This window comes from Xanthomonas sp. NCPPB 1128, assembly GCF_001043115.1.
Taxonomy (GTDB): Bacteria; Pseudomonadota; Gammaproteobacteria; order Xanthomonadales; family Xanthomonadaceae; genus Xanthomonas_A.
Window position 1 is genome coordinate 266,002 of sequence record NZ_LFME01000002.1, and the last position, 24,703, is coordinate 290,704.

Genomic DNA, 24,703 nt, shown 5'->3' on the forward strand with positions numbered 1-24,703 from the left:
CACCTCCGCAGGGGAGGCGAGATATAGCCGCGCCGGCCGTGGCGGTTGGTTCGTATCGCTATCTATCGGTGAAATGTTAGAAATACTGTCGATTCATGTTGGGCCGGTCCGCCTCGGCGCGAATCGTGCTGGCCTGGCATGCCGTGGGTGAGGCGCTCCCGGCGCGACCGCGCCCCGGTTCAGTCGCGGCGCACGCCGTCGATGCGCATCCAGTCGCCGTCCTGTTCGGTGCGCAGCTCGGTGAACCACGGCGCATAACGCTGCAGCAGCTCCTGTTCCTGGCCGTGCAGGATGCCGGACAGGGCGATGCGCCCGCCCGGCGCCACGCGCGCGGCCAGGGTCGGCGCCAGCGCGTCCAGCGCCGAGGCGAGGATGTTGGCCACCACCACCGGATAGGTGGCCGCTGGTTCGTCGGCAGGCAGGTACACCGCCAGGCGCTCGCCCACGGCGTTGCGCTCGGCGTTGTCGTGGCTGGCCAGCAGCGCCTGCGGATCGTTGTCCACGCCCACCGCGGCGGCGGCGCCCAGCTTCAGCGCGGCCAGCGCCAGGATCCCCGAGCCGCAGCCGAAATCGAGCACGCGCGCCTGCGCCAGGACGCCATCGGTGGCCAGCGCGTCCAGCCAGCGCAGGCACAGCGCGGTGGTCGGGTGGGTGCCGGAGCCGAACGCCAGGCCCGGGTCCAGGCGCACCACCGCGGCGTCGGCGCCGCTGGCCTCCTCCGGCAGGTCGTGGTTCCACGGCACGATGAAGGTGCGTTCGCCGAAGCGCATCGGCTGGAACTGGTCCAGCCAGGCCCGCTCCCAATCCTGGTCGTCGACCTTGCGGAACGTGGCCTGGGTCCAGTCCAGTCCGGGATCGAACGCCTCCAGCGCGGCCAGCAGCACCAGCGCGTCCTGTTCTTCGGGGAACAGGGCGGTGAGCACCAGCGTGCCCCACAGCGGGGTCTCGCCCACGCCCGGTTCCAGGATCGCGCGTTCGTTGCTGGTGTCGGCGTCGGCATCGAGCAGGGTCACCGCCAGCGCGCCGACATCCTCCAGCGCAGTCTCGTAGCGGGGCTGTGTGGCATCGGTGCAGCGCAGGGTCAGTTCGAGGAACGGCATCGGTCGGTGGGGCAATGAGGGGAAGCGCGCATCTTAGACGGGCGGCGGACGTTGCGCTGGAGGTTGCCCGGCCAGCGTAGCGGGGTGGGGCGTGCGTGTCGGCGGGTGACGACCGACCGACGACCGACCAGCGGCGTTCGGCCTGCGACTGCGCGACGGCGGTGCGTGGTGTCGCGCTGGCGCCGGCCGTTCGCCTGGGGACCGGCGGGTGCGCGATCGCCATCGGGTCCGGTCGCATCGCCGCTCGGGTGGCGCTGGACAGCCGAAAGGGCTGCCGCGCGTCACGCCACGGGAGCGATGAGGCCGGATCAACGCGGAGCCGGCCCGCGGCGCCCGGCTGAAAGGCCCGGCAAGGCGTCTAGGCGCTGAGAGGCCAGGACCCGCGCTGCGACTGGGTGCCGCGCCGCCCATCGCGCCGTGCCGTTCGTCCGTGCCGCCGCTCCGCGCATCCGTGCGTCGATGCCGGGGCATGCACTTGGCGCATGCCACGGCCGCGGCCTGGGGTAGACTGCCGGCTCGCAGCGGCCGGGCGACAGGGGGTCCGGCTGCGCTTCTGCCCGTTGTCCGGCTCTCTCGCGCATGCCTGTCGTGTCCCGTCCAACCTGGCTGTTGCTGGCGCCCGCCGCGCTGTTGCTGGGCGTGGTCGCCTATCGCGCGCTGTCGCTGCCGGCGGCACCGGCGGCGCCCGCGGCAACGACCGCGGTGGCGGCCGGCACCGCCCCTGCGCCCGCCGCGCCGATTCCTCTGCCGATCCCGACGTCGACGCCGATGCGCCCGCGTGGGGATGCAGAGGGCGAACACGGCGCCGATCTCTACCGTGCCGCGCAGCAACTGTCGATCGCCGCCGCGCACGGCGACCCCGAGGCGTCCTGGCGGCTCAGCCGCATCTACGACTATTGCGCCGGCTATGCGATGGACCCGGTCGGCTACGGCGCCGACACCCGCGCGATCGCCGACGCGCGCCTGCCGACGTCGGCGCAGATGGTACAGGCGCGTGCCCGCGTCGGCCGCCGTTGCGCCGGTTTCGTGCCCGGCGACGGCCTGACCCGCCAGGCCATCGTCGCCCAGCGCGTGCAGGCCGCGCGCGGCGGCAACCTGGCCGCCCTAGCGGCGCTGCTGGCGCTGGGCCAGCCGTTGCATGCCGGTGCCGAGTACAAGCGCGATCTGGTCGCACGGGTGCGCGCCTCGGGCGATCCCGACGCCTACGTGGCGCTGGCGCCGGCGATGGGCCTGGCCGCCAGCGGCGACGATGGCATGGACGGCGGCGTGGCCGGTACCCAGTTTTCCGAATTGGCCTGGCAGCTGGCCGCCTGCAGGCTGGGATTGGATTGCGGCCCGGACAGCGAGTTGATGACCCGCTATTGCGCCAACGGCGGGATCTGCTCGCGCGACCCCACCCAGGATTTCAGCAGTTTTGTTTACGACGCCGCGGTCCCGCGGCAAGGCACGGACACGATGAACGACATGGTCAACCGACTGGTGGACACCACGGGAGCAGGCTCATGAATTACCGGCGATGGCTGCACGGCGCCAAATTCTGGTTCTGGGTCCTGGCCTTCGTCGCCTACTCGGCGGCGGCGGCGGGCCTGCTGCTGATCGACACCGCCGAACAGCGCTACCGCGGCCTGTCCAAGGTCGAACTGACCACGGCGCATTCGGCGCCCGACGTGCGCCGTGCCGGCGCCGCGCAGGTGGCGGCGATCTATCGCGCCAACAGCGGCATGCCGTTCTCCACCCTGGCCCCGGGCAGCACCTTCCAGATCGTCTGGCCGGACGGCTCCACCGAGACGGTGATGATCGTCAGCCCGACCTCGAGCCTGGGCGTGGAGCCGGTGGCGGGGACGCAGACGAAGTAGCCGGGATTCGGCATTGGGGATGGGGGATTCGGGAATGGTGGGCTGCGCGTGTGCCAGCCCGCTGCGATGCTGCTGGCTGCCGTAGGAGCGGCTTCAGCCGCGACGCCTCACAGGCAACCGGTCGCGGCTGAAGCCGCTCCTACGACACCACGGACGGCGTGCGCCGATCGCGCCACTCCGGATGGAGTGGCGCTTTTTCATCAGCACGTTTGGCGCCAGCCTGCGCCGGTGCCGCGTCTTGCCAATCCCAAATCCCGACTCCCGAATCCCAGCCGTTCCTACAACGCAATCGACTTGTTCTTGCGTTCGGCCAGGCGCTTTTCCAGGTAGTGGATGTTCTGGCCGCCGGCCTGGAAGCCCTTGTCGCGCATGATCCGCTGCTGCAGCGGGATGTTGGTCTTGATGCCGTCCACCACCATCTCGCTCAGCGCCACGCGCATGCGCGCGATCGCGGTCTCGCGGTCGGGGCCGTGCACGATCAGCTTGCCGATCATCGAGTCGTAGTTCGGCGGCACCTTGTAGCCGCTGTAGATGTGCGTGTCCACGCGCACGCCGGGGCCGCCGGGCGGGTGGAAGCCGGTGATCAGGCCCGGGTTGGGCATGAAGGTTTCCGGGTCCTCGGCGTTGATGCGGCACTCGATCGCATGGCCGCGCAGCACGATGTCCTTCTGCTTGATGCTGAGCTTGTGCCCGGCGGCGATGCGCAGCTGCTCGCAGACCAGGTCGATGCCGGTGATGCGCTCGGTGACCGGGTGCTCCACCTGGATACGCGTGTTCATTTCGATGAAGTAGAAGCGGCCGTTCTCGAACAGGAACTCGAAGGTGCCGGCGCCGCGGTAGCCGATGCGGATGCAGGCGTCCACGCAGACCTTGCCGATCTCGTTGCGCAGTTCCTCGGTGATGCCCGGCGCCGGCGCTTCCTCCACCACCTTCTGGTGGCGGCGCTGCATCGAGCAGTCGCGCTCGCCCAGGTGGATGGCGTTGCCCTGGCCGTCGGCCAGCACCTGGATCTCCACGTGGCGCGGATTCTCCAGGAACTTCTCCATGTACACCTGGTCGTTGCTGAAGGCGGCCTTGGCCTCGGACTTGGTGGTCTCGATCGCGGCCTTCAGCGCGGCCTCCGAATGCACCACGCGCATGCCGCGGCCGCCGCCGCCGCCGGCGGCCTTGATGATCACCGGATAGCCGATCTCGCGGGCGATCTTGGTGTTGGCGACGATGTCCTCGCCCAGCGGGCCGCCCGAGCCGGGCACGCACGGCACGCCGGCGGCCTTCATCGCGCGGATCGCCTCGACCTTGTCGCCCATCAGGCGGATGGTGTCGGCCTTGGGCCCGATGAAGATGAAGCCGGACTGCTCCACGCGCTCGGCGAAGTCGGCGTTCTCCGACAGGAAACCGTAGCCGGGGTGGATGGCCTGGGCATCGGTGACCTCGGCCGCGGCGATCAGCGCCGGGATGTTGAGGTAGCTCTCCGAAGAGGGCGCCGGGCCGATGCACACCGACTCGTCGGCCATGGCCACGTGCTTGAGGTTGCGGTCCACGGTGGAATGCACCGCGACCGTGCGGATGCCGAGCGTATGGCACGCGCGCAGGATGCGCAGCGCGATTTCGCCGCGATTGGCGATGACGACTTTATCGAGCATGGGATTCGGGATTCGAGATTGGGGATTCGTAGGGGGCAACGTCCTCCCGGATGGAGTGGGCGTTGTCCAGCGAACGAATCAGGGCGTTGAGTCGGGAAAAAACACGATCGAGCAGCGCGGCCAGCGAGGCGTCTGCGCCGCTGAAACCAAGCCTCACGGCGAGCTGGGTCTGGGTATCCAGTTCCGACAGCGAGCCACGGGCCATCGACAGGAAGCGCAGGTACTCCGCGGTGGATCTGCGGGCCGCCCCCTCGGCAATGTTGGAGGGAACACTGACGGCTGCTCGGCGCATCTGCGCGATGAGTCCGAAACGCTCGGAGTCGGGGAAGTGTTCGGTGATCCGGTAGATCGATTCGACCAGCGTCATCGCATCGCGCCAGACGTCCAGGCGCTCGTGCGGCCGCTGTTGCGAATCCCGAATCACGAATCCCTAATCCCGGCTACTGAATCACAAACAACGGCTGATCAAACTCCACCGGCTGGCCGCTTTCGCCCAGGATCGCGACGATGGTGCCGGAGACGTCGGCTTCGATCGGGTTGAACATCTTCATCGCCTCGATGATCGCCAGGGTCTCGCCGGCCTTGACCGTCTGGCCGACGCTGACGAAGGCGGGCTTGTCCGGCGACGGCGAGGTGTAGAAGGTGCCGACCATCGGCGCGCGCAGCACGTGGCCCTCGGGCAGGGCGTTGCCGGGCTTGGCGCTGCCGCCGGTGGAGGCCTCGGTGGGCGAGCTCATCGGCATCGGCGCGGCCGCGGCCGGCGCAGCCGCGGGGGCGGCAGCCACGTACTGCGGCGCGCTGGCGGTCATGCCCTTGGGGGTGCGGGCCAGGCGCACGCTTTCCTCGCCTTCCTTGATCTCGATCTCGGCGAGATTCGATTCTTCCAGCAGGTCGATCAGTTTCTTGATTTTGCGGAGATCCATAACGGCCTCGTGAGGTGACTTTGAAAAAGACCGGGCGCGCGGCCCGGGGACTCAGACGGGGGTGTGCGGTGCCGGTCGGGCCTGGGCGCGGCTCATGCGGCCGCTCCCAGCCGGGTCAGTGCCGCGTCCATCGCATAGCGGTAGCTGTCGGCGCCGAAACCGCACACCACGCCGACCGCGTGGTCGCTGAAGTAGCTGTGGTGGCGGAACGGCTCGCGGCGGTGCGGGTTGGACAGGTGGATCTCGATGAACGGGATCGCCACCGCCGCCAGCGCCTCGCGCAGCGCCACCGAAGTGTGGGTGAAGGCCGCCGGGTTGATCAGGATGAAGGCGGTGCCGTCGCCGCGCGCGGCCTGCACCCGGTCCACCAGCACGTGCTCGGCGTTGGACTGCAGGCTCTCCAGCGCGTGGCCGGCGGCGCTGGCCTGGGCCAGCAGCGCCGCATCGATCTGCGCCAGGGTGGCATGGCCGTACACGCCCGGCTCGCGGGTGCCGAGCAGGTTGAGGTTGGGGCCGTGCAGCAGCAGCAATCGCGCCATCGGAAACAAAGCAGCGGAAAGGGCGGCAGTCTGCGCGAAGCCGGCATTGCTGTCCAGTTCGGCGAAGTTGCGGGTGTTTTAAACAAATGTTTGATTTTGCCGCCGGTGTACGGCCGGTCTGAGCGGGGATGGCAGGCCGCGATGGCGCGGAACACGCACGCGCCTCCGGCTGCGGTTATGTCGCACCTTGTGCCGACCATGCAAGTGTCGCCGCAGCATGGGACGGCGGTATTGCAGCGGCGCTGCGCATCGGTGTGGCTGGAAGTGGTATATACCATTCGCAAATCACTGAAATACCAATCAGGGAGTGGGCGTATGCGAACCGACCGTGCTGGCCGTTGCGGCCTTGGCCGCTCCATCCTGGCGCTGCTGGCGCTGCTGGCGCTGCTGGCCAGCGCGAGCGCCGGCCCCGCACTGGCTGCGGCGCCGGCGACGCTGCCGGCGGTGTACCCGGCGCCGACCGCGCTGCGCCTGCTCGGGCCGGAATTGCCGCTGGGGCCGTCGGTGGTGCTGGTGCAGGCCGGCACGCCCGATCCGGCCACCGAGGCGCTGGTGCGTGCGGTGCTGCGCGATGCCGGCGTTTCCCGCATCCGCCGTGCCAGCGCGTTGCCGCGCGACCCGCAGGCGGTGTCGGTGGTGCTCGGCACCGTCGATGCGGCGCCGGTGCGTGACGCGCTGGCCGCCGTCGACCTGGACGTGCCGGAGCGCGCGGAAGGCTATGCGCTCGGCAGCATGGCCCGCGGCGGCGGCACGCTGATCGTGCTGGCCGGCCGCGACGGCGACGGCCTGTACCACGCGGCGCAGACCTTCCGGCAACTGGTCGCGCACGGGCGCATCGCCTCGGTGGCGGTGACCGACGCGCCGGCGATGCCGGTGCGCGGCACGATCGAGGGCTTCTACGGCAAGCCCTGGAGCATGGCCGAGCGCGCCGCGCACCTGGCGTTCCTGGCGCGGTTCAAGGCCAACACCTATATCTACAGCCCCAAGGACGACGTGTTCGCGCGCGATCGCTGGCGCGCGCCGTACCCGGCCGCCACGCTGGCAGCGCTGGGCAAGCTGGCCGCGGTCGCCAATCGCGAGCACATCAACTTCGTCTACGCGCTCTCGCCGGGGCCGTCGATCTGTTACAGCGACGCGGCCGATCTGCAGGCGATCCGGCGCAAGTTCGCCGCGTTGCGCGCGCGCGGCGTGCGCAGCTTCTACATCGCCTTCGACGACATCGAATACACCAAGTGGAACTGCCCCGGCGACGCCACCGCGTTCGGCCCCGCCGGCGAGCAGGCCGCGGCCACCGCCCAGGCGCAGCTGCTCAATGCGGTGCAGGCGGACATTGCGGCGGCCGGCCATGGCGCGCTGATCATGGTGCCGACCGAGTACTTCAACGTCACCGAATCGCCGTACAAGGCGACGCTGCGCAAGGCGCTGGATCCGCGCGTGGTGGTGCAGTGGACCGGCACCGACGTGGTTCCGGCGTCGATCTCGGTGAGCGATGCGAAGAACGCGACCAAAGCGTTCGGGCGCAAGACGCTGCTGTGGGACAACTATCCGGTCAACGATTTCGCCGAAACCACGGGGCGCCTGCTGCTGGCGCCCTACGACCGTCGCCAGGCCGGGCTGTCGGCGGAGCTGAGCGGCATCGTCGCCAACCCGATGAACCAGGAAGTAGCCAGCCGGCCGGCGGTGGCCGGCGTGCTGGCCTTTGCCTGGAACGACCGCGGCTACGACGCGCAGCGCACCTGGCGCGCGGCCGCGCGCGACCTGGCCGGCGGCGACGCGCAGGTGGCCGACGCGTTGCTGACCTTCTTCGATACCCAGCACCTGGCGCCGACCTTCGGCCATCTGCCCTGGCAGCCGCAGGCGCCGCGGCTCAAGGCGCTGATCGACGCCACCCGCGACGCGCTGGCCGACGGCGATCCGGCCGCCCTTACCTCGGCGCTGGCCGCGCTGGGCCGGGCGGCCGACGACCTGGCGGCGGCACCGCAACGCATCCGTGCCGGCGCCACCACCGGCGCGTTCGTGGCCGAGGCGGCGCCGTGGCTGGACGCGAGCGCGCTGTGGGGCCGCGCGCTGCGCCTGAGCGTGGACGGGCTGAACCAGTCGCTGGCCGGCGATCCGGCGGCCGGGCAGGCCTTCGCCGCGGCCAGGCAGCTCGCCGCGCAGGCCGCGGCGATCCCCTCCATTCCCGGCGCGACCCGCTTCGGTGGCCCGGTCAAGGTCGCCGACGGCGTGCTGGACACCTTCGTCGCCGATGCGCCGGGCTTGGTGGAGCGCCCGCCGGCGCGGTAGCGCACGGCGCGCGGATCTGGATCGGCGCAGGTCGCAGGCGCGGCGCCACAGGCCGGTCGCCGCGGCCATCATGCAGCGGCACCGCGGCTAGCGCGGCGTGAGCCAGTGCCGGCGGCACGCGTTCTCTTGTTCCGACGCGGCCCCTTGATCGGCGACCGATCGCAGCGCACGGCGCCGTCTCGGCGATCTTCCAACGGGTGAGCGGCAGCGCCCTCCCAGCCCGCTCATGGGCATCGCCCATGTGCTGATGTCCGATCGCCATGCCGCGCAGCGCACGCATTAACCGGCGATTTACACCCGCGCGGCGCATCCCGGGCACAAAGGACGCCCCGGGCGACCAAGGTGCGTGCCATGCGAATCGCGATCATCGGCGCAGGATTCTGCGGCAACGTGCTGGCCGCGGCGCTGGCCCGGCAGGGCACCGCCAGCCGCATCACCCTGGTCGGCATGGCCGACACCTTCGGCCGCGGCATTGCCTACGGCGCGGCGCGGCCAGAGCACCTGTTGAACGTGCGCGCCAAGGACCTAGGCGTGGATCCGCAGGACCCGGGCGGGTTCGCCGCGGCGCTGCAGCTGGATGCCGCGCAGGGCATGGCGTTCCTGCCGCGGCTGCAGTATGGCCAGTACCTGGAGCAGCACCTGGCGGCGGCGCTGGCGGACTCGACGACCGAGGTGGTGCCGGTGGCGCAGGAGGCGGTGGCGCTGGAGCGCGATCCGCATGGCTTCCGCGTGTTCCTGGCCAACGGCAAGGACTTCGCCAGCGACGTGGTGGTGCTGGCGATCGGCGCGCTGCCGCCGGCGGCACTGCCGGGCATCGGCCCGCGCCTGGCGGTGCACCGGCGCTACATCGGCTGGCCGTGGCAGGACGGCGTGCTCGACACGGTGCCGCCGCAGGCGCGGCTGCTGCTGGTCGGCACCGGCCTGACCATGGCCGACGTGGCCCTGACCCTGCGCCGGCGCGGCCACCGCGGCGCGATCACCGCCTTGTCGCGGCGCGGCCTGGCGCCGCAGGCGCACCTGCCGCAGCCGGGCGCACCGGTGAGCTTGCCGCCCGGCGTCGCGCAGGCGCTGCGCAGCCACGACCTGCGCGGCTTGGTGCGCAGCCTGCGCCAGCTGACCACGGTGGTGGAGGATTGGCGCTGCGTGGTGGATGCGCTGCGTCCGCACCTGCAGCCGTTCTGGAGCGGCTTGGCGCCGGCGTCGCGCGCGCGCTTCCTGCGCCACCTGCGGCCGTACTGGGAGGTGGCGCGGCACCGCCTGGCGCCGGCCGCGGCCACCGCGCTGGCGCAGATGCAGCAGCAGGGGCAATTGCGGATCCGTGCCGGGCGCCTGCTGCGCGCGCGCCTGGGCGAGGACGCCGTGGAGGCGGTGATCCGCGACCGCGCCGATCGCGGCGCGCGCACCGAACAGTTCGACGTGCTGATCCGCGCCACCGGGCTGGATACCGACGTCGCCCGCACCAGCCATCCACTGGTCGCGGCGCTGCGCGAGGCCGGCCTGCTGCAGGCCGACCCGCTGGGCCTCGGGCTGGCGGTCGATCCGCGGCTGCGGGTGCGCGACGCCGGCGGCCAGCCGGTCGCCGGCCTGTATTGCCTGGGGCCGCTGCTGCGCGGCGGCCTGTGGGAGATCACCGCGGTGCCGGAACTGCGCGCCGCCGCGCAGCGCCTGGCCGAGGAACTGGCGACGCTGGCGCAGGTGCGGACCGGGAATGGCGGTGTTGGCGAAGCGCGGCAGCGGCAGGCGTTCTAGCTGGCTGATCCTGTGCGGTGGGGAGGTTTGCTGAGAGTCGACTGTCGTGCAGCCGCGACGTGCGAAGCGGTGTGCTTCCGATGGTGCAATGCGTCGGGACTGAAGTCCCTCCCACAGTGCACCCAGCGGGCTCGCCGCGAGCTTCCGTGGAGCGGTTTTAGCCGCGGCAGGGCTTTACCAGGAATCCCGTTTCGACTGCACCGGAGCCTCTCATCATCCTGAAGGCGTGCGCGTAGGAGCGGCTTCAGCCGCGACGAGGTGTCATCGGGAATGCTGCGTCGCGCCTGGACTCGCTCCCACAAGCGTGTGCATGGCCGGTTGGGTCCGTCGGCTAACGCGACGGATGAGCATCGCCCACCCAGCTCTCGACCTCGCCTGGCGCGAACGGCCCCAGCTTCTGCTTGACGATGCGGCCGTCAGCGTCGATCAGCACGCTGTACGGCAGCAGGCCCTGGGTGTCGCCCAGGCGCACGCTGGCGTCGGCCGGACCCGGCGTTTCCAGGGCGATCGGGTAGCCGATCGGCACCCGCTGCAGGAAGTCGTGCACGTCCTCGGCGCGGTCCAGGGCGATGCCGAGCACCTGCAGGCCGTCGGCCGGCTGCGCGCGGGCCAGCCGGTCCAGTTCCGGCATCTCGCGCACGCAGGGTTCGCACCAACTGGCCCACACGTTGACCAGGAGCGGGCGGCCGTGGAACTGCGCCAGGGTCAGCTGGCCGCCGTCGAGCGTGGGCAGGCGCAGCGCCGGGGCAGGATCGCCCGGGCGCGCTGCGGCGACCGGGGCCGCCGCCGCATGGCCGCTGGCCGTGGCGGGCCAGGCCGCTGCCATGGCTGGCGTCCGCCGCTCCCACCAGTGCGCCGCCGCCACGCCGAGCACCGCTGCCACCGCGGCGACCGCCAGCAGGCGCGCGGTGCCGGGTGTCATCGCGCCGCGCGCAGCAGGGCGTCCTCGACCACCGCCTGGCTCAGCACCGGTGGCAGCACGGTCGGCGGCGCGCCGGGCCCGTACACCACGTACAGCGGCACGCCCACCGCCTTGTGCTCGGCGAGGAAGGCGCTGATGCGCGGATCCTCGTTGGTCCAGTCGCCCTTCATGTACACCGCGTCCACGCGCTTGATGGTGTCGCGGAACGCGTCGCTGTCGAACACGTTGCGCTCGTTGGCCTTGCAGGTGACGCACCAGTCGGCGGTCATGTTGACGAACACCACGCGGTTGTCGGTGCGCAGGCGGTCGAGCATCTGCGGCGAATAGGCCACGGTGTTGCGCTCGACGCTGGCGCCGGGCGGCGGCAGCCGGGTCACGCTCCAGGCCGGCACCAGGGCGGCCAGCAGCAGCACGGCGGCCAGCCGCATGCCGGTCTTGTGGTCGCGCCAGCGCGCGCGCTCGAACCACCACAAGCCCAGCGCCAGCAGGGTGGCGCCGACCAGCAGCAGCGCCACCGCGTCCACGCCGCGCTGCTTGCCCAGCACCCACAGCAGCCAGATCGCGCTCAGGTACATCGGGAACGCCAGCACCTGCTTGAGCGTCTCCATCCACGCGCCCGGCTTGGGCAGGCGCCTGGCCAGCGAGGGTACGAAGCCGATCAGCAGGAACGGCAGCGCCAGGCCCAGCCCCAGGGTCAGGAACACCAGCATCGCCATCGCCGGCGGCGCGGTCAGCGCATAGCCCAGCGCCGGGCCCATGAACGGGCCGATGCAGGCGCTGGACACCACGCAGGCCAGCACGCCGGTGAAGAAGTCGCCGACCGGCCCGCTGCGCGTGGACAGCGACTGGCCGACGCCGCCGAGGTTGGCGCTGAGGGTGAACACGCCCGACAGGCTGAGCCCGACCACGAACATCAGGTACACCAGCACCGCGACGAAGCCAGGGCGTTGCAGCTGGAAGCCCCATAGCAGCCGTGCGGCCACGGCGATGCCGCCGACCACCGCGAAGGAGGCGAGCACGCCCAGCGTGTACCACAGCGCATGGCTGCGGGCGCGGCCGCGGCTCTCGCCGCTCTGCGCCAGGCCCAGCACCTTTAGCGACAGGATCGGCAGCACGCACGGCAGCAGGTTCAGCAGCAGGCCGCCGCCGAGCGCCAGCAGCAGGATCCACAGCAGGTTCTGCGTGGCCGGTGGCGGTGCGGCGCTGCGCGCGGCGTTGTGCGCCGAGGCGTCCGGCGTCGCCGGCAGGGCGTTGGCGGCCGTGTCGGCGGCCGCGTCGTTGGCGTCGGCCTGGCGGCTGTCCAGCGGGGTCACCAGCAGCGGGCTGACCTCGGCCTGGTCGGCGGGGGTGACGCTGCCCTTGGGCAGCGCCAGCTTCACCCGCCGGGTCATCGGCGGGTAGCAGATGCCGTCGGTCTGGCAGCCCTGAAAGGTCGCCACCAGGGTCGCGGCGGTGGCGTCGGCGCGCTGGCGCTGCAGCGGCACGGTGACCTCGGTCTGGTCGAAGTACACCACCACGTTGCCGAAGTGTTCGTCCTGGTGGGAGCTACCCTTGGGCCAGCGCGGCATGCCGGTGCGGATGCCGGGCGCGCCTTCCAGCGCCAGCGCGGTGCGGTCGCGATACAGGTAGTAGCCGGGCGCCGGGGTGAAGCGCAGCAGCAGGGTATTGCCGTCGCCGACGATGGCTTCGAAGCGGAACGCCTGGTCCGAGGGCAGCGGCAGGCCCTGCACCGCACCGGCGCCGGGACCGAACAGCGGCTTGGCGCCGGTGCCGGCGCCCGGGCCGCTGCCCGGCAGCCCGCCGCTCGCCGCCGGCGGCGCCAGTGCCGGCGCGGGATCGGCGGCGGCAGTGGCGGCCGGCAGGGTCACCTCGAGCAGGCGCTTCTGCGGCGGGTAGCACACGCCGGCATCGGCGCAGCCCTGGTAGCGCACTTCCAACTGCACGCGGCTGGTGCCGGGATCGGCGACGCCGCTCTGCACTGCGTTCAGTTCGTCGCGGTAGGTCTCCACCTCGCCGAAGTACGGATCGGTCTTCTTGTGGCCGGCCGGCAACTGCAGGGTCGGGTTGGGCTTGAAGCCGCCGATCACTTTCACCGCGATGCGGTGCCGGTACAGGTAGTAGCCCTTGGCGATGTCCCAGTGCAGCGCGATGCGGCCGCGTTCGGGCGCCTGCGCGCTGAGCGCGAAGGCCTGGTCCACCGGCAGCAAGTCCTTTTCACTGATCGCCAGGGCGGGGAAGGCGGCCACGGCCAGCAGGCACAGGGCGGCGAGGCGGTGCAGCAGGGTCATCGGCTTACGGTTCCTCACGGGTTTCGGCATGCACCCACTGCAGGTAGGCCGGCAGGCCGCCGGCAACCTCGAGTTCGACCAGTTCGGGAACCTCGTAGGGGTGCAACGCGCATAGCCGTTGCCGCAAGGCGGGCAGGCGGTCGGCGGCGGTCTTGATCAGCAGCAGCACTTCCTCGCCCTGTTCCACCTCGCCTTGCCAGCGGTAGGTGGACTGCACGCCGGGCAGGCGGCTGACGCAGGCGGCCAGGCGTTCGTCGACCAGCGCCTGGGCGATCCGCGCGGCGCTGGCCGGATCGGGGCAGGTGCTGAGCAGCAAGCGGAGGGCGGGCACGGACATGCGGCCGACAGTATAGGGATGCCGGCCGCGCTTTGGCGGCGCCGGCTTAGGGCGAATCCCCAATCCCAAATCCCGATTCCCCGCCCGCTGCAACTGCAGCGGGCGAGGCAACACGGCTCAGTTGAGCAACTGGCAGCTGGCCGGCTTGGCCGAGGTGAACAGCGACGAGGTCGCCCACTCGGGGTGGTCGATGAACGGGTTGCGGTTGCCCTGGAAGCTGTAGATCACCTCGTTGCGGGCGCGCTCGGCGTCGTCCGGCGGATCCTGCTGGCTCCACGCGATCAGGGTCGACAGCAGGCCCATGTAGGCCGGCGAGGACGAGGTCTTGACGATCTTGCTGCGGTCGTCGGTCAGCTCCAGGTCCGGCTCGGACTGCCCGGTCTTGGCATCCACCCCGCCCTCATAGCGGATCGCCATGTACATCACCGCGCGCGCCATGTCGCCCTTGCGGTGGTCCCACACCTCGAAGGTGCCGCTGTTGCCGTCCGGGGTGCGCACCCAGTTGGAATTGCCCGGGTAGCGGCCGCTGCCGCCGCCGAAGCCGGCGTTGGCCTCGGTGGCGCGCTCGCCGCAGTTGCTGTCGCACTTGGCGTAGGGCTTGTTGCCGCGGTCGGCGTTCCAAGTGGCGTCGGTCAGGTACAGCATGTGGGTGTCGGTGTACGGCGCGTAGGGCAGGCCCTTGTTGCCGGTGGACGTGCCGAAGCCCAGCGAGTTCGGCCAGCTGTGCTCGCGGTTGTACTTCAGGCCGCTGCCGCTGCCGGCGCGGTCGGTGCCCTTGGCGTAGCTGCGGTTGCGGTAGGCGTCGAGGACGCGCTGGCTGTTGTTCGGATCCTCGTCGGCGATCTCCAGGATGGCCCAGGTGTCGGTGCCGGAGCTGCTGCTGTACGGATAGACGGTGTGGCCCTTGATCGTCTCGTGCAGCGAGCAGCGCAGCTGGCTGGGGCTGGAGGTGTTGACCCGCGAGTAGTACGTACCAGCACCGTTGCCGCCGCCGCCGGAACCGTTGGCGACGTTGAACGCGACGCTGCGGTCCTGCGCCGGATGCGCGCCATCGGCATCGCTCACGCGTGCCGCGACGATGCTCAGGGTGCAGCTCTCGCCGGCCTTCAGCGCGGTGTTGGTGGACAGCGCGAACTGGGTGCCGCTGCTGGGGTAGGTCAGCGCCACGCTGCCGGACTGCTGGCAGCTCAGGCCGAACGCGCCGCTGGCCACGCTCACCGCTTCGCTGAAGGTCACTGCCAGGTCGCCGGCGGCGGGGAAGTCGGTGGCGCCCTGGGTCGGGGTGGTGGCGGTCACCGTCGGCGCGGCGTTGCTGCCGCCGCCGCCGGCGAAGGTCTGGCCGTTGTTGCAGGCGCCGAAGGTGCTGGCGGCGCTGTCGCTCCAGCTGAAGTCGGCCGCGGCGCTGCCGTTGCCGCGCAGCTGCAGCGAGGTGCCGGCCGGGGTGCTGTTGCTCTCGCTGACCGGCAGGTTCTGGCTGGTCATGCCCGCGGCGGGGCCGCCGCCGCCGGTGATGCTGCCTTCGTAGCTGAGGAACTGCACCACCTTGCCGTTGCCGTCGACCAGCGCCAGGCCGTCGTTGGGCCCGTTCTGGATGCCGTTGCTGGCATAGCTGACGGTGGCGATGCGCACCTGGCCGCCGCAGCTGACCAGGTTGCCGGCCGGCACCGCGCTGTTGGCGTAGACCGTGGCCGAACCCGGGTTGCTGCCGTTGTACAGGTAGACGCGGTAGCCGCTCAGGCTCTCCCCGGCGGTGGCGACGATCTCCACGCCTTCGCCGGTGTCGCCGGCGGCGGTGGCATCGTCGTAATGCAATTCATTGATGAATATGGCGGCCTGGGCCGGCCCGGCAAGGGCGAGCAAACAGGCCAGCGGCAGCGCAACGGCGGATGGCTTCATCGACAACTCCTTTTGGTGACGGATCCCCCCCTGGGTCCGCGGCCAGCCTAGCGCGCCTCTGTGACACTGTGACGGGATTCGGTCACTGCTTGCCACCGAATGCACGTTCTCGGCAAAAATTTTTTGCCTCCCGCCCTTGAAAGCCCCGGCCGCGGCACTACATCAGGCGCATCCCGGCCTTACCGGGTTTTTTCGCGAGCGTTGCTGGCAGTCGTCATGTGCGAGTGCTAACATCGCCGGCCTTTCCTAGACCAATCAATCACTTAAGAGGTCTCACTCAATGAGCATCAAGCCGCTTCACGACCGCGTCGTAGTCAAGCCGATCGAAGCCGACGAAATCTCCGCCGGCGGCATCGTGATCCCGGATTCGGCCAAGGAAAAGTCCACCAAGGGTGAAGTCGTGGCCGTCGGCGCCGGCAAGCCGCTGGACAACGGCAGCGTGCGCGCCCCGGCGCTCAAGGTCGGCGACAAGGTCATCTACGGCCAGTACGCCGGTTCCAGCTACAAGGCCGAAGGCGTCGAGTACAAGGTGCTGCGCGAAGACGACGTTCTGGCGATCGTCGGCTAAAGCCCCCGATCGCGGGATTCGGGAATCGGGATTCGGGATTGGCAAAGGCGCCAGGCGCCGCGCGACCCGATATCTCCGCCCGAATTCCGCTCCAGCGAATCCCTAATCCCCAATCACGAATCCCGGAGCAACACACATGGCTGCCAAAGATATCCGTTTCGGTGAAGACGCCCGTTCGCGCATGGTGCGCGGCGTCAACATCCTCGCCAATGCCGTCAAGGCCACCCTGGGCCCGAAGGGCCGCAACGTCGTGCTCGAGAAGAGCTTCGGCGCGCCGACCATCACCAAGGACGGCGTCTCCGTCGCCAAGGAAATCGAACTGGCCGACAAGTTCGAGAACATGGGCGCGCAGATGGTGAAGGAAGTCGCGTCCAAGACCTCCGACAACGCCGGCGACGGCACCACCACCGCCACCGTGCTGGCGCAGGCGCTGATCCGCGAAGGTTCCAAGGCGGTCGCCGCCGGCATGAACCCGATGGACCTCAAGCGCGGCATCGACAAGGCCGTCGTGGCCGCCGTGGCCGAGCTGAAGAAGATCAGCAAGCCCACCGCCGACGACAAGGCCATCGCCCAGGTCGGCACCATCTCCGCCAACTCCGACGAGTCGATCGGCAACATCATCGCCGACGCGATGAAGAAGGTCGGCAAGGAAGGCGTGATCACGGTCGAGGAAGGCTCGGGCCTGGAGAACGAGCTGGACGTGGTCGAGGGCATGCAGTTCGACCGCGGCTACCTGTCGCCGTACTTCATCAACAACCAGCAGAGCCAGCAGGCCGACCTGGACGACCCGTTCGTGCTGCTGCACGACAAGAAGATCTCCAACGTGCGTGACCTGCTGCCGGTGCTGGAAGGCGTGGCCAAGGCCGGCAAGCCGCTGCTGATCGTCGCCGAGGAAGTGGAAGGCGAGGCGCTGGCGACCCTGGTGGTCAACACCATCCGCGGCATCGTCAAGGTCGTGGCGGTCAAGGCCCCGGGCTTCGGCGACCGTCGCAAGGCGATGCTGGAAGACATGGCCGTGCTGACCGGCGGCACCGTGATCTCCGAGGAAGTGGGCCTGGCGCTGGAAAAGGCGACCATCAAGGACCTGGGCCGCGCCAAGAAGGTGCAGGTCTCCAAGGAGAACACCACCATCATCGACGGCGCCGGCGACACCTCGGCGATCGAGTCGCGCATCAAGCAGATCAAGGCGCAGATCGAAGAGACCTCGTCGGACTACGACCGCGAGAAGCTGCAGGAGCGCGTGGCCAAGCTGGCCGGCGGCGTGGCGGTGATCAAGGTTGGTGCCTCGACCGAGATCGAGATGAAGGAAAAGAAGGCGCGCGTCGAAGACGCCCTGCACGCGACCCGTGCGGCGGTGGAAGAAGGCGTGGTCCCGGGCGGCGGCGTGGCGCTGGTGCGCGCGCTGAGCGCGATCGGCGAGCTGAAGGGCGCCAATGAAGATCAGACCCACGGCATCCAGATCGCGCTGCGCGCGATGGAAGCGCCGCTGCGCGAGATCGTCACCAACGCCGGCGAAGAGCCGTCCGTGATCCTCAACAAGGTCAAGGAAGGCAGCGGCAACTTCGGCTACAACGCCGCCAACGGCGAGTTCGGCGACATGGTCGAGTTCGGCATCCTGGATCCGACCAAGGTGACCCGTTCGGCGCTGCAGAACGCCGCCTCGATCGCCGGCCTGATGATCACCACCGAAGCGATGGTGGCCGAGGCCCCGAAGAAGGAAGAGCCGGCCGCCCCGGGCGGCATGGGTGGCGGCATGGGCGGCATGGGCGGCATGGATTTCTGATCCAGCCGGCTTCGGCCGACCTGTTCCACGCAGTCGAAAGGAGCCCCGCAGCAATGCGGGGCTCTTTTTTTGCGTCCTCGGCATGGCGGCATGCCGATGCGCGCGTCTGTGCGTTCGTGCGCCCTGGTCAACGACCCGGTGCATCCGCTGGCCGTGCCGCGGCAGAACCTGCCTGGCGAGCGTCTGTAGAACACTTCGGCAAAGGCGGGAAACCATGTTGTAGGAGCGGCTTCAGCCGCGACGAGGCGTTACCGACAAGGCCCGTCGTACGAGGACAACGGCGTGTCTCGCCGAACCGCAGCAAGTAGCAAAGCGCGTTACTGGAGGCTGCCTGCAGCCGCGCTCGTGCGATCCCCGCGGACGGAGGCGCGGCACAGGCGTGTCAGGCGACAGTGTCCGATGGCAGGGATGAGGATGCGGGCGTCGCGCCATGCACCCACACACCGCGAGACGCTGCGCGCCGGACCCTCACCCCCCAACCCCTCTCCCGACGGGAGAGGGACACGCGATCGCGACGCGGATGCAGCGCGTCGTCGCTCACCAGCGCGTCCGCCAGAGACGTCGCCCCTTGGACTGCATCCGCTGGCGATGCGGCGAGAATCCACGCGCTGCGCGGAGAATCGTGCACAACACGCAATCGTCTACAAGCGCGGTGTGGCCGCGTGTTGACAGTGTTTTCAGCGGCATGCAGGTTAGGACGCGTGGGCGCAGGGGATCTGCACGCCCGCATGTTCGTCTTCTTCTGTGCGTCGCGGCCGGCGCAGGGTGGCGCGTGCCTGCGGCATGCGTGGCATGGTCGTGGGCGCGGCGCAGCGAAGAGGACGCCGGACGTCGTGCGTGCACGGTGTCGCTCCCATCCGCTGCAGAGGACACCCCATGCCACGTCGCCCACTCACCACTCTCGCGTTCGGCATCGTGCTGGCGCTGTACGGCGCCCGCGAGGCGTGCGCGCAGGACGCCGACACCGCCGCGCCCAAGCCCGCCACCACCGACCTGGGCCAGGTCGTGGTCACCGGTTCGCGGATCAAGCGCTCGGAGGTGGAGGGCGCCGAACCGGTGCTGACGATCAGTGCGCAGCAGATCCAGCAGGAAGGCTTCCTCACCGTCTACGACGTGCTCAGCACGCTCAACCAGCAGGGCAGCGTCGAGGCCGACACCAAGTACGGCTCGCACACGCCCAACGCCTCGCCGGTGAGCCTGCGCGACCTCGGTCCCGGGCGCACGCTGCTGCTGGTCAACGGCCACCGCGTCGCCGACTACCCGCAGCCCTATACCGGCGAGAGCAACTTCGCCAACTACGCCAACATCCCCTCCGCGGCGGTGGAGCGCATCGAGATCCTCACCGGCGGCGCCTCGGCGATCTACGGCTCGGACGCGGTCGCCGGCGTCATCAACGTGATCCTCAAGCAGGGCTACGAAGGCAACCAGGTGCGCCTGCGCGGCGGCACCGCCACCGCCGGCGGGCGCGACGTGGTCGACCTGTCCTGGGTCGGCGGACGCAGCGGCGACAGGTGGAACCTGACCTACGCGCTGCAGTGGACCCGGCGCGATCCGCTCTCGGTCGGCGAGCGGCCGAAGATGGACGACCAGGACGACGAGTCCTACAGCAACTGGACCGCGCAGGCGCGCAAGTACGGCTTCAATCCGTTCACCGGCCTGAGCCTGGTTGACGCCGGCAACAACACGCGCCTGGCGCCGCCCGCCGGCACCTGCGCGCGCTTCGGCGGCCAGTTCGTCGATGCGCAGCGGCTGAGCTACGACTACAACAGCGACACCGTGCGCAACCTCGGCGGCTATTGCGGCATGGCCCACGACTACGCCGACTGGCTGGCTGCCAGTGGCGGCGACAGCGGCTCGGCCTATCTGTACGGCACCTTCGACTTCGACAACGGCGTGCAGGCCTGGAGTACGCTGTCCACGACCAAGAGCCTCGGCTACTGGACCTACGACCCCCCCTACGTCTACCTCGGCCCGTTCCACGACACCGGCAGCGACCGCGACCTGTACGCGATCCGCCAGCTCACCCGCTTCGAATCCGGCGGCTGGAAGAACCTGGCCAATACCACCAAGGAGCTGTCCTGGGACCTGAGCGCCGGCCTCAAGGGTCGCCTCGCCGACCGTTTCGACTGGGAAGTCGCGATCGGTCGCGCGCGTTACACCGTCGACGAATACGTGCGCACGGTGGACACGCAGAAGGCCACCGCCTACTTCCTCGGCCCGCAGCTGGGCAGCACCGCCGACGGCACGCCGATCTACGATCTCAACGAGGGGCGCTGGTACCAGCCGCTGACCGGCGCGCAGTACGACGATCTGGCGGTGAAAGCGCACAATCGTGCCGATTCCTGGGTCAACCAGGCCAGCGCCAACATCACCGGCGAGCTGCTGCAGGGCTGGGCCGGGCCGATCAAGTTCGCCGCGGTCGGCGAAGTGGCCAAGCAGGGCTACCGGCTGGCGCCGGACCCGTGCGCCAACACCTGCTATCCGTTGGATGTGGTCGACTACGGCGGCGGTGAACGCCTGCGCTACTCCGGCGGCATCGAGTTCGACGTGCCGTTGCTGTCCTCGCTCAACGCCAGCCTGGCCGCGCGCCACGACCGCTACGGCGACTACCGTGCCTATGGCAGCGACCTGGGCGCGGCAATCGGAACACAGCGCGACACCACCTGGAGCGCCGGCCTGGAGTGGCGGCCGCTGAGCACGCTGCTGCTGCGCGGCAGCGTCGCCACCAGCTTCCGCGCGCCGGACATGCACTACGTACTCGGCGAGCCCAGCTCCACCCAGCAGACCGTGATCGACCAGTACCGCTGCATACAGAAGGGCTATTACCTCACCGGCGGCTGCAGCGCCGAGAACAGCGACGTGTTCTACCTGATGCAGGTCAACCGCCGCGGCACCCCGGACCTGGAATCCGAACACGGCCGCTCGGTCACCGCCGGTTTCGTCTGGGACATCGCCGAGGGCCTGTCGCTGACCGCGGACTACTACCGGATCCGGCTGCAGGACATGATCAAGGACCTCAACCGCGACGAGGTGCTCAGCGCCGAAGCCGGTTGCCGTACCGGCCTGACCACCGCCGGCGGCGTGTGGGTCAATCCCGGCGGCGCCGAATACTGCGCGCGCATCCTCTCGCGCGTGTCGCGCGATGCCGCCGGCCGCGTCACCGGCATCGAGCAGGGGCCGATCAACATCGCGCAGATGCACGTGTCCGGCGTCGATGCCTCGCTGAAGTACCGCCTGAACACCGCGCGCTGGGGCAACTTCAGTTTCGCCCTGGATTACAACAACCTGATCGGCTACCACGAGCAGACCTACCGCACCGACGACGACAAGAACCTGCGCGACCAGAAGATCCGCAGCAAGCTGCGCGGCAGCGTGCACTGGGAGAACGGCGGCCCGCTGGACCTGACCGTGTACGCCAAGCGCTTCGGCTCCACTCAGGCGGTCAACTGGGGTACCTGCACCCGTTTCGACGATGGCTACCAGCCCAGCCCCTCCGACGCCTGCCGCGTCACCGACAGCGGCAACCGCCACTTCGGCGAGAGCACGACGCGTTACTTCGGCCGCGTCGGCCCCGCGCTGTACTGGAACCTCACCGCCGGCTACCGCATCGCGCCGAAGATGAAGGTCAACCTGTACATCAACAACGTGCTCGACACCGTCGGCTACGACAACAAGGAGCGCTACTACGGCTACCAGTTCTACAACACCACGCTGTACGACGCGATCGGGCGCGAGGTGGCGATGGAGTATGTGCTGGATTTTTGAGGGGCTGGGATTTGGGAGTGGGGATTCGGGATGGGGCTTGGTCAGCGTTGAAGCCGATCCGGTGATGCGCAACATGCGGCAAGGAAAGCGCGCTAGCCCCTCTCCCGTCGGGAGAGGGGTTGGGGTGAGGGTCCGAGGGCGCGCAGCGCCGCGCGAGCACGCATGGGCGTGCGCTTGTGGAGATTTGCTCTCTTGCTGCCGCACCCTCATCCGCCCCTGCGGGGCACCTTCCCCCGAAAAGGGGGGCCATGGTCCCGGCGGGAGAAGGAAAGCGCACTAGCCCCTCTCCCACCGGGAGAGGGGTTGGGGTGAGGGTCCGGAGCGCGCAGCGCCGCGCAAGAACCCATAGGCGTGCGCTTGTGGAGATGGATCGCTTGCCGCCGCACCCTCATCCGCCCCTGCGGGGCACCTTCCCCCGAAAAGGGGGCCATGGTCCCGGCGGGAGAAGGAAAGCGCGTTAGCCCCTCTCCCACCGGGAGAAGGGTGAGGGTCCGGGGCGCGCAGCGCCACGCAACAACACATGCAGCCACCGCGCCTATTCGATAACGGCGACCTCATGGCCTTCCCGCCGCGTTGAACCGCTTTTTCGAATCCCGAATCCCGACGCACCAATCCCACGTTTGTTGCACCAGCAACTGTGGCACTCCCGCAAACCCTGTGTTATCACTACGTCCCATGAACGCTTCCTGCCGCAGCTTTTACTTTTGGTATTACGGTTTTCCGATGCCGCTGGCGGAGGAAGGATCGCGTTCACCCTGAAGGACACTTCAGCCGCAATCCCGAAAGCCGCCAGCGAACCTGGCGGCTTTTTTCATGCCGCCGGATCTGGCCCCACCCAAGCCCCCCGACGAGACATGCACATGGCCCCCCATACCGACGATCTGCGCATCCGCAAGATCGAACCGCTGACTCCGCCCTCCCAACTGCAGGCGCTGCTGCCCTGCGACGAGGAGGCCTCGCAGACCGTCACTGCCTCGCGTGCGGCGCTGCATGAGATCCTGCATGGCCGCGACGACCGCCTGGCGGTGGTGATCGGCCCGTGCTCGATCCACGACCCGGTCGCGGCGATGGAGTACGCGCAGCGCCTGCGCCCGCTGCGCGAGACCTACGGCGATGCGCTGGAGATCGTGATGCGGGTGTACTTCGAGAAGCCGCGCACCACGGTCGGCTGGAAGGGCCTGATCAACGATCCCAACCTCGACGGCAGCTTCGACATCAACAAGGGCCTGCGCCTGGCGCGCGGCCTGCTGCGCGACATCAACCGCCTCGGCTTGCCCGCCGGCGTGGAGTTTCTCGACATCATCTCGCCACAGTACATCGCCGACCTGGTGGCCTGGGGCGCGATCGGCGCGCGCACCACCGAGAGCCAGGTGCATCGCGAGATGGCCTCGGGCCTGTCGTGCCCGGTGGGCTTCAAGAACGGCACCAGCGGCGATGTCAAGATCGCGGTCGACGCGGTCGGCGCGGCCTCGCATCCGCACCATTTCCTGGCGGTGACCAAGGACGGGCAGACCGCGGTGGCGGCCACTGCCGGCAATCCGGACTGCCACGTGATCCTGCGCGGCGGCTCCCAGCCCAACTACGACGCCGACAGCGTCGCCGCGGCGGCGCAGGTGCTGGAGAAGGCCGGCCTGCCGGCGCGGCTGATGGTCGACGCCAGCCACGCCAACAGCGGCAAGAATCCGGACAACCAGCCCAGGGTGATCGAGGACATCGCCCGCCAGCTCGAGGCCGGGCAGACCCGTATCGTCGGGGCGATGGTCGAGAGCCACCTGCGTGGCGGCCGCCAGGACCTGGTCGCCGGCCAGCCACTGGTCTACGGGCAGAGCATCACCGACGGCTGCATCGACTGGGACACCTCGGTGCAGGTGCTCGAGCGGCTGGCGCAGGCCGTACGCGCGCGGCGCCAGGCGCGCGTGGCGCAGGCGGCCTGAGGTCGGTGGTGGGAGAAACGCACGCAGCCTGACCGGCTGCGTGCGTGGTGGGCGGGGGAGGCCCGAAGAGGGGCCGGACGCGCCGCCGAATGCGAAGGGAGAGAGCTTCGGTATCGACGGCTGCGTGCCGGTGATGACGTTATCCGCCCATCCGGTGACCACGGTATGGCGGTGTGTGGCAGCGGCTGGCAAGGTGTTGGCGGTGCGTTAAAACCTGTTGTCGCCGGTTCAGCGCGGGTGCGCGGACGCGGTGTGGTGAAGATGTGCCACCGCCGCAGATTGGCGGATGCGGCCGCAGCGGCGATCGCCTGCTCGGGCGCGTCAGGTGCAGGCAACGATACGGTCATGCCAGCACGCGGTGGCCGTGGCCGCATGCGCGCACGCGCGGATGCCGTTGCTGGCGAAGCCGGCCGCCGTGGCGATAATGGGCGCATGGCCGCCGACTCGCCCTGGTTCCTGTACCTGCTCGAATGCCGCAATGGCAGTTACTACGCCGGCATCACCCCGGACCTGCAGGCACGCTTCCAGGCGCACCTGCGAGGCACCGGCGCCAAGTACACCCGCGCCAACCCACCGCTGCGGCTGCTGGCCAGCCGCGCCTACCCCGACCGCGCCGCCGCCTCGCGCGCCGAATACGCGCTCAAGCAGTTGCCGCGCGGCCGCAAGCTGGCGTTTCTGTCCGCGCCGGCGTCCGACAGCCCGCAACCGACCGCCGAATCCGCAGCAGTGTAGGAGCGGCTTCAGCCGCGACGGCTATACCGGTAACGCCTCTCGCGGCTGAAGCCGCTCCTACAAGGGCGCGGGGCGTTCGCGCAGATGTCCGGATGGAGGATGGCTGCACTGTGGGAGGGACTTCAGTCCCGACGCGATACGTTCGAACGCCTCGACAATCGCACCAGGCATGCCGCTATCCGCAGCAGTCACTCCCGCGAGGCACGACCCGCCTCAGCGGCTGGGCCAATGCCACGCCGGCCGATCGAGTGCTCGCAGGCCGGCGACGTCGGTCTGGTCGTGCGCCTTGGTCAGCAGGTGGTGCAGGCAATCCGGCTGTTCTTCCAGCGCCGCGATCAGCCGGCCGGCATGCGAGACCACGATGATCCACGCAGGCCAAGGA

General features: G+C 69.8%; 19 protein-coding genes. 9 read left to right on the top strand and 10 right to left on the bottom strand.

The genetic code is table 11. From position 1 onward, the window contains the following. Positions 1 to 179: 179 nt before the first annotated feature. The gene (gene prmA, locus ACP93_RS03280) at positions 180 to 1,100 is read right to left on the bottom strand and encodes a 50S ribosomal protein L11 methyltransferase (RefSeq protein ID WP_048489334.1); all 921 of its coding nucleotides are present in this window, start codon (positions 1,098 to 1,100) and stop codon (positions 180 to 182) included. 579 nt (positions 1,101 to 1,679) lie between these two features. Here prmA and ACP93_RS03285 point away from each other — a divergent pair. Further along, complete coding sequence (locus ACP93_RS03285; RefSeq protein ID WP_048489335.1) at positions 1,680 to 2,606, top strand: hypothetical protein; 927 nt, start codon at positions 1,680 to 1,682, stop codon at positions 2,604 to 2,606. Then, positions 2,603 to 2,956, top strand: coding sequence for a hypothetical protein (locus tag ACP93_RS03290; protein WP_048489336.1), 354 nt, complete (start codon positions 2,603 to 2,605; stop codon positions 2,954 to 2,956). Before ACP93_RS03285 ends, ACP93_RS03290 begins: the two co-directional genes overlap by 4 nt. A gap of 278 nt (positions 2,957 to 3,234) precedes the next feature. Here the strand turns inward: ACP93_RS03290 and accC are convergent, their stop codons facing one another. From accC to aroQ, 4 genes are all read right to left on the bottom strand, one after another. Beyond that, positions 3,235 to 4,599, bottom strand: coding sequence for an acetyl-CoA carboxylase biotin carboxylase subunit (accC, locus tag ACP93_RS03295; RefSeq protein WP_048489337.1), 1,365 nt, complete (start codon positions 4,597 to 4,599; stop codon positions 3,235 to 3,237). Next, complete coding sequence (locus tag ACP93_RS03300; RefSeq protein WP_048489338.1) at positions 4,589 to 5,023, bottom strand: four helix bundle protein; 435 nt, start codon at positions 5,021 to 5,023, stop codon at positions 4,589 to 4,591. The genes accC and ACP93_RS03300 overlap by 11 nt, the downstream gene beginning before the upstream one ends. Before the next feature lie 16 nt (positions 5,024 to 5,039). Further along, the gene (gene accB, locus ACP93_RS03305; protein WP_048489339.1) at positions 5,040 to 5,522 is read right to left on the bottom strand and encodes an acetyl-CoA carboxylase biotin carboxyl carrier protein; all 483 of its coding nucleotides are present in this window, start codon (positions 5,520 to 5,522) and stop codon (positions 5,040 to 5,042) included. 92 nt (positions 5,523 to 5,614) lie between these two features. Continuing rightward, positions 5,615 to 6,061 carry a type II 3-dehydroquinate dehydratase gene (gene aroQ, locus ACP93_RS03310; RefSeq protein WP_048489340.1) on the bottom strand — a complete coding sequence of 149 codons (447 nt, stop codon included), beginning with the start codon at positions 6,059 to 6,061 and terminating at the stop codon, positions 5,615 to 5,617. A 315-nt stretch (positions 6,062 to 6,376) separates the two neighbouring features. Between aroQ and ACP93_RS03315 the strand changes: the two genes are divergently transcribed. Both ACP93_RS03315 and ACP93_RS03320 read left to right on the top strand, forming a co-directional pair. Beyond that, complete coding sequence (locus tag ACP93_RS03315; protein WP_053069677.1) at positions 6,377 to 8,347, top strand: glycoside hydrolase family 84 protein; 1,971 nt, start codon at positions 6,377 to 6,379, stop codon at positions 8,345 to 8,347. Positions 8,348 to 8,698: 351 nt separating this feature from the next. Then, the gene (locus ACP93_RS03320; protein WP_048489389.1) at positions 8,699 to 10,096 is read left to right on the top strand and encodes an FAD/NAD(P)-binding protein; all 1,398 of its coding nucleotides are present in this window, start codon (positions 8,699 to 8,701) and stop codon (positions 10,094 to 10,096) included. 331 nt (positions 10,097 to 10,427) lie between these two features. Here the strand turns inward: ACP93_RS03320 and ACP93_RS03325 are convergent, their stop codons facing one another. The 4 genes from ACP93_RS03325 to ACP93_RS03340 form a co-directional block, all read right to left on the bottom strand. Beyond that, positions 10,428 to 11,018: a TlpA family protein disulfide reductase gene (locus ACP93_RS03325; protein ID WP_048489341.1), complete on the bottom strand. Its 591-nt coding sequence runs from the start codon at positions 11,016 to 11,018 to the stop codon at positions 10,428 to 10,430. After that, positions 11,015 to 13,306 carry a protein-disulfide reductase DsbD family protein gene (locus ACP93_RS03330; protein ID WP_048489342.1) on the bottom strand — a complete coding sequence of 764 codons (2,292 nt, stop codon included), beginning with the start codon at positions 13,304 to 13,306 and terminating at the stop codon, positions 11,015 to 11,017. Before ACP93_RS03330 ends, ACP93_RS03325 begins: the two co-directional genes overlap by 4 nt. A gap of 4 nt (positions 13,307 to 13,310) precedes the next feature. After that, on the bottom strand, positions 13,311 to 13,643 hold the full coding sequence (gene cutA, locus ACP93_RS03335; protein WP_048489343.1) for a divalent-cation tolerance protein CutA: 333 nt from the start codon (positions 13,641 to 13,643) through the stop codon (positions 13,311 to 13,313). A gap of 117 nt (positions 13,644 to 13,760) precedes the next feature. Next, complete coding sequence (locus ACP93_RS03340) at positions 13,761 to 15,539, bottom strand: endonuclease (RefSeq protein WP_048489344.1); 1,779 nt, start codon at positions 15,537 to 15,539, stop codon at positions 13,761 to 13,763. Positions 15,540 to 15,819: 280 nt separating this feature from the next. On the opposite strand from ACP93_RS03340, the gene ACP93_RS03345 reads away from it, so the two are divergent. From ACP93_RS03345 to ACP93_RS03365, 5 genes are all read left to right on the top strand, one after another. Continuing rightward, positions 15,820 to 16,107, top strand: coding sequence for a co-chaperone GroES (locus ACP93_RS03345; RefSeq protein ID WP_010340979.1), 288 nt, complete (start codon positions 15,820 to 15,822; stop codon positions 16,105 to 16,107). A gap of 136 nt (positions 16,108 to 16,243) precedes the next feature. Continuing rightward, positions 16,244 to 17,890 (top strand): chaperonin GroEL, encoded by a 1,647-nt coding sequence (groL, locus tag ACP93_RS03350; protein ID WP_010340980.1) that lies wholly within the window; start codon positions 16,244 to 16,246, stop codon positions 17,888 to 17,890. 876 nt (positions 17,891 to 18,766) lie between these two features. After that, a complete protein-coding gene (locus ACP93_RS03355) occupies positions 18,767 to 21,655 on the top strand; it encodes a TonB-dependent receptor plug domain-containing protein (protein WP_106407045.1) in 2,889 nt (962 codons plus the stop codon). Positions 21,656 to 22,515: 860 nt separating this feature from the next. After that, positions 22,516 to 23,589, top strand: a complete 1,074-nt coding sequence (locus ACP93_RS03360) for a 3-deoxy-7-phosphoheptulonate synthase (protein ID WP_048489345.1) — start codon at positions 22,516 to 22,518, stop codon at positions 23,587 to 23,589. Between the two features lie 432 nt (positions 23,590 to 24,021). After that, positions 24,022 to 24,321, top strand: a complete 300-nt coding sequence (locus ACP93_RS03365; protein WP_048489391.1) for a GIY-YIG nuclease family protein — start codon at positions 24,022 to 24,024, stop codon at positions 24,319 to 24,321. A 213-nt stretch (positions 24,322 to 24,534) separates the two neighbouring features. Here the strand turns inward: ACP93_RS03365 and ACP93_RS21990 are convergent, their stop codons facing one another. Then, positions 24,535 to 24,681: a hypothetical protein gene (locus ACP93_RS21990; protein ID WP_157862425.1), complete on the bottom strand. Its 147-nt coding sequence runs from the start codon at positions 24,679 to 24,681 to the stop codon at positions 24,535 to 24,537. Positions 24,682 to 24,703: the final 22 nt, after the last annotated feature.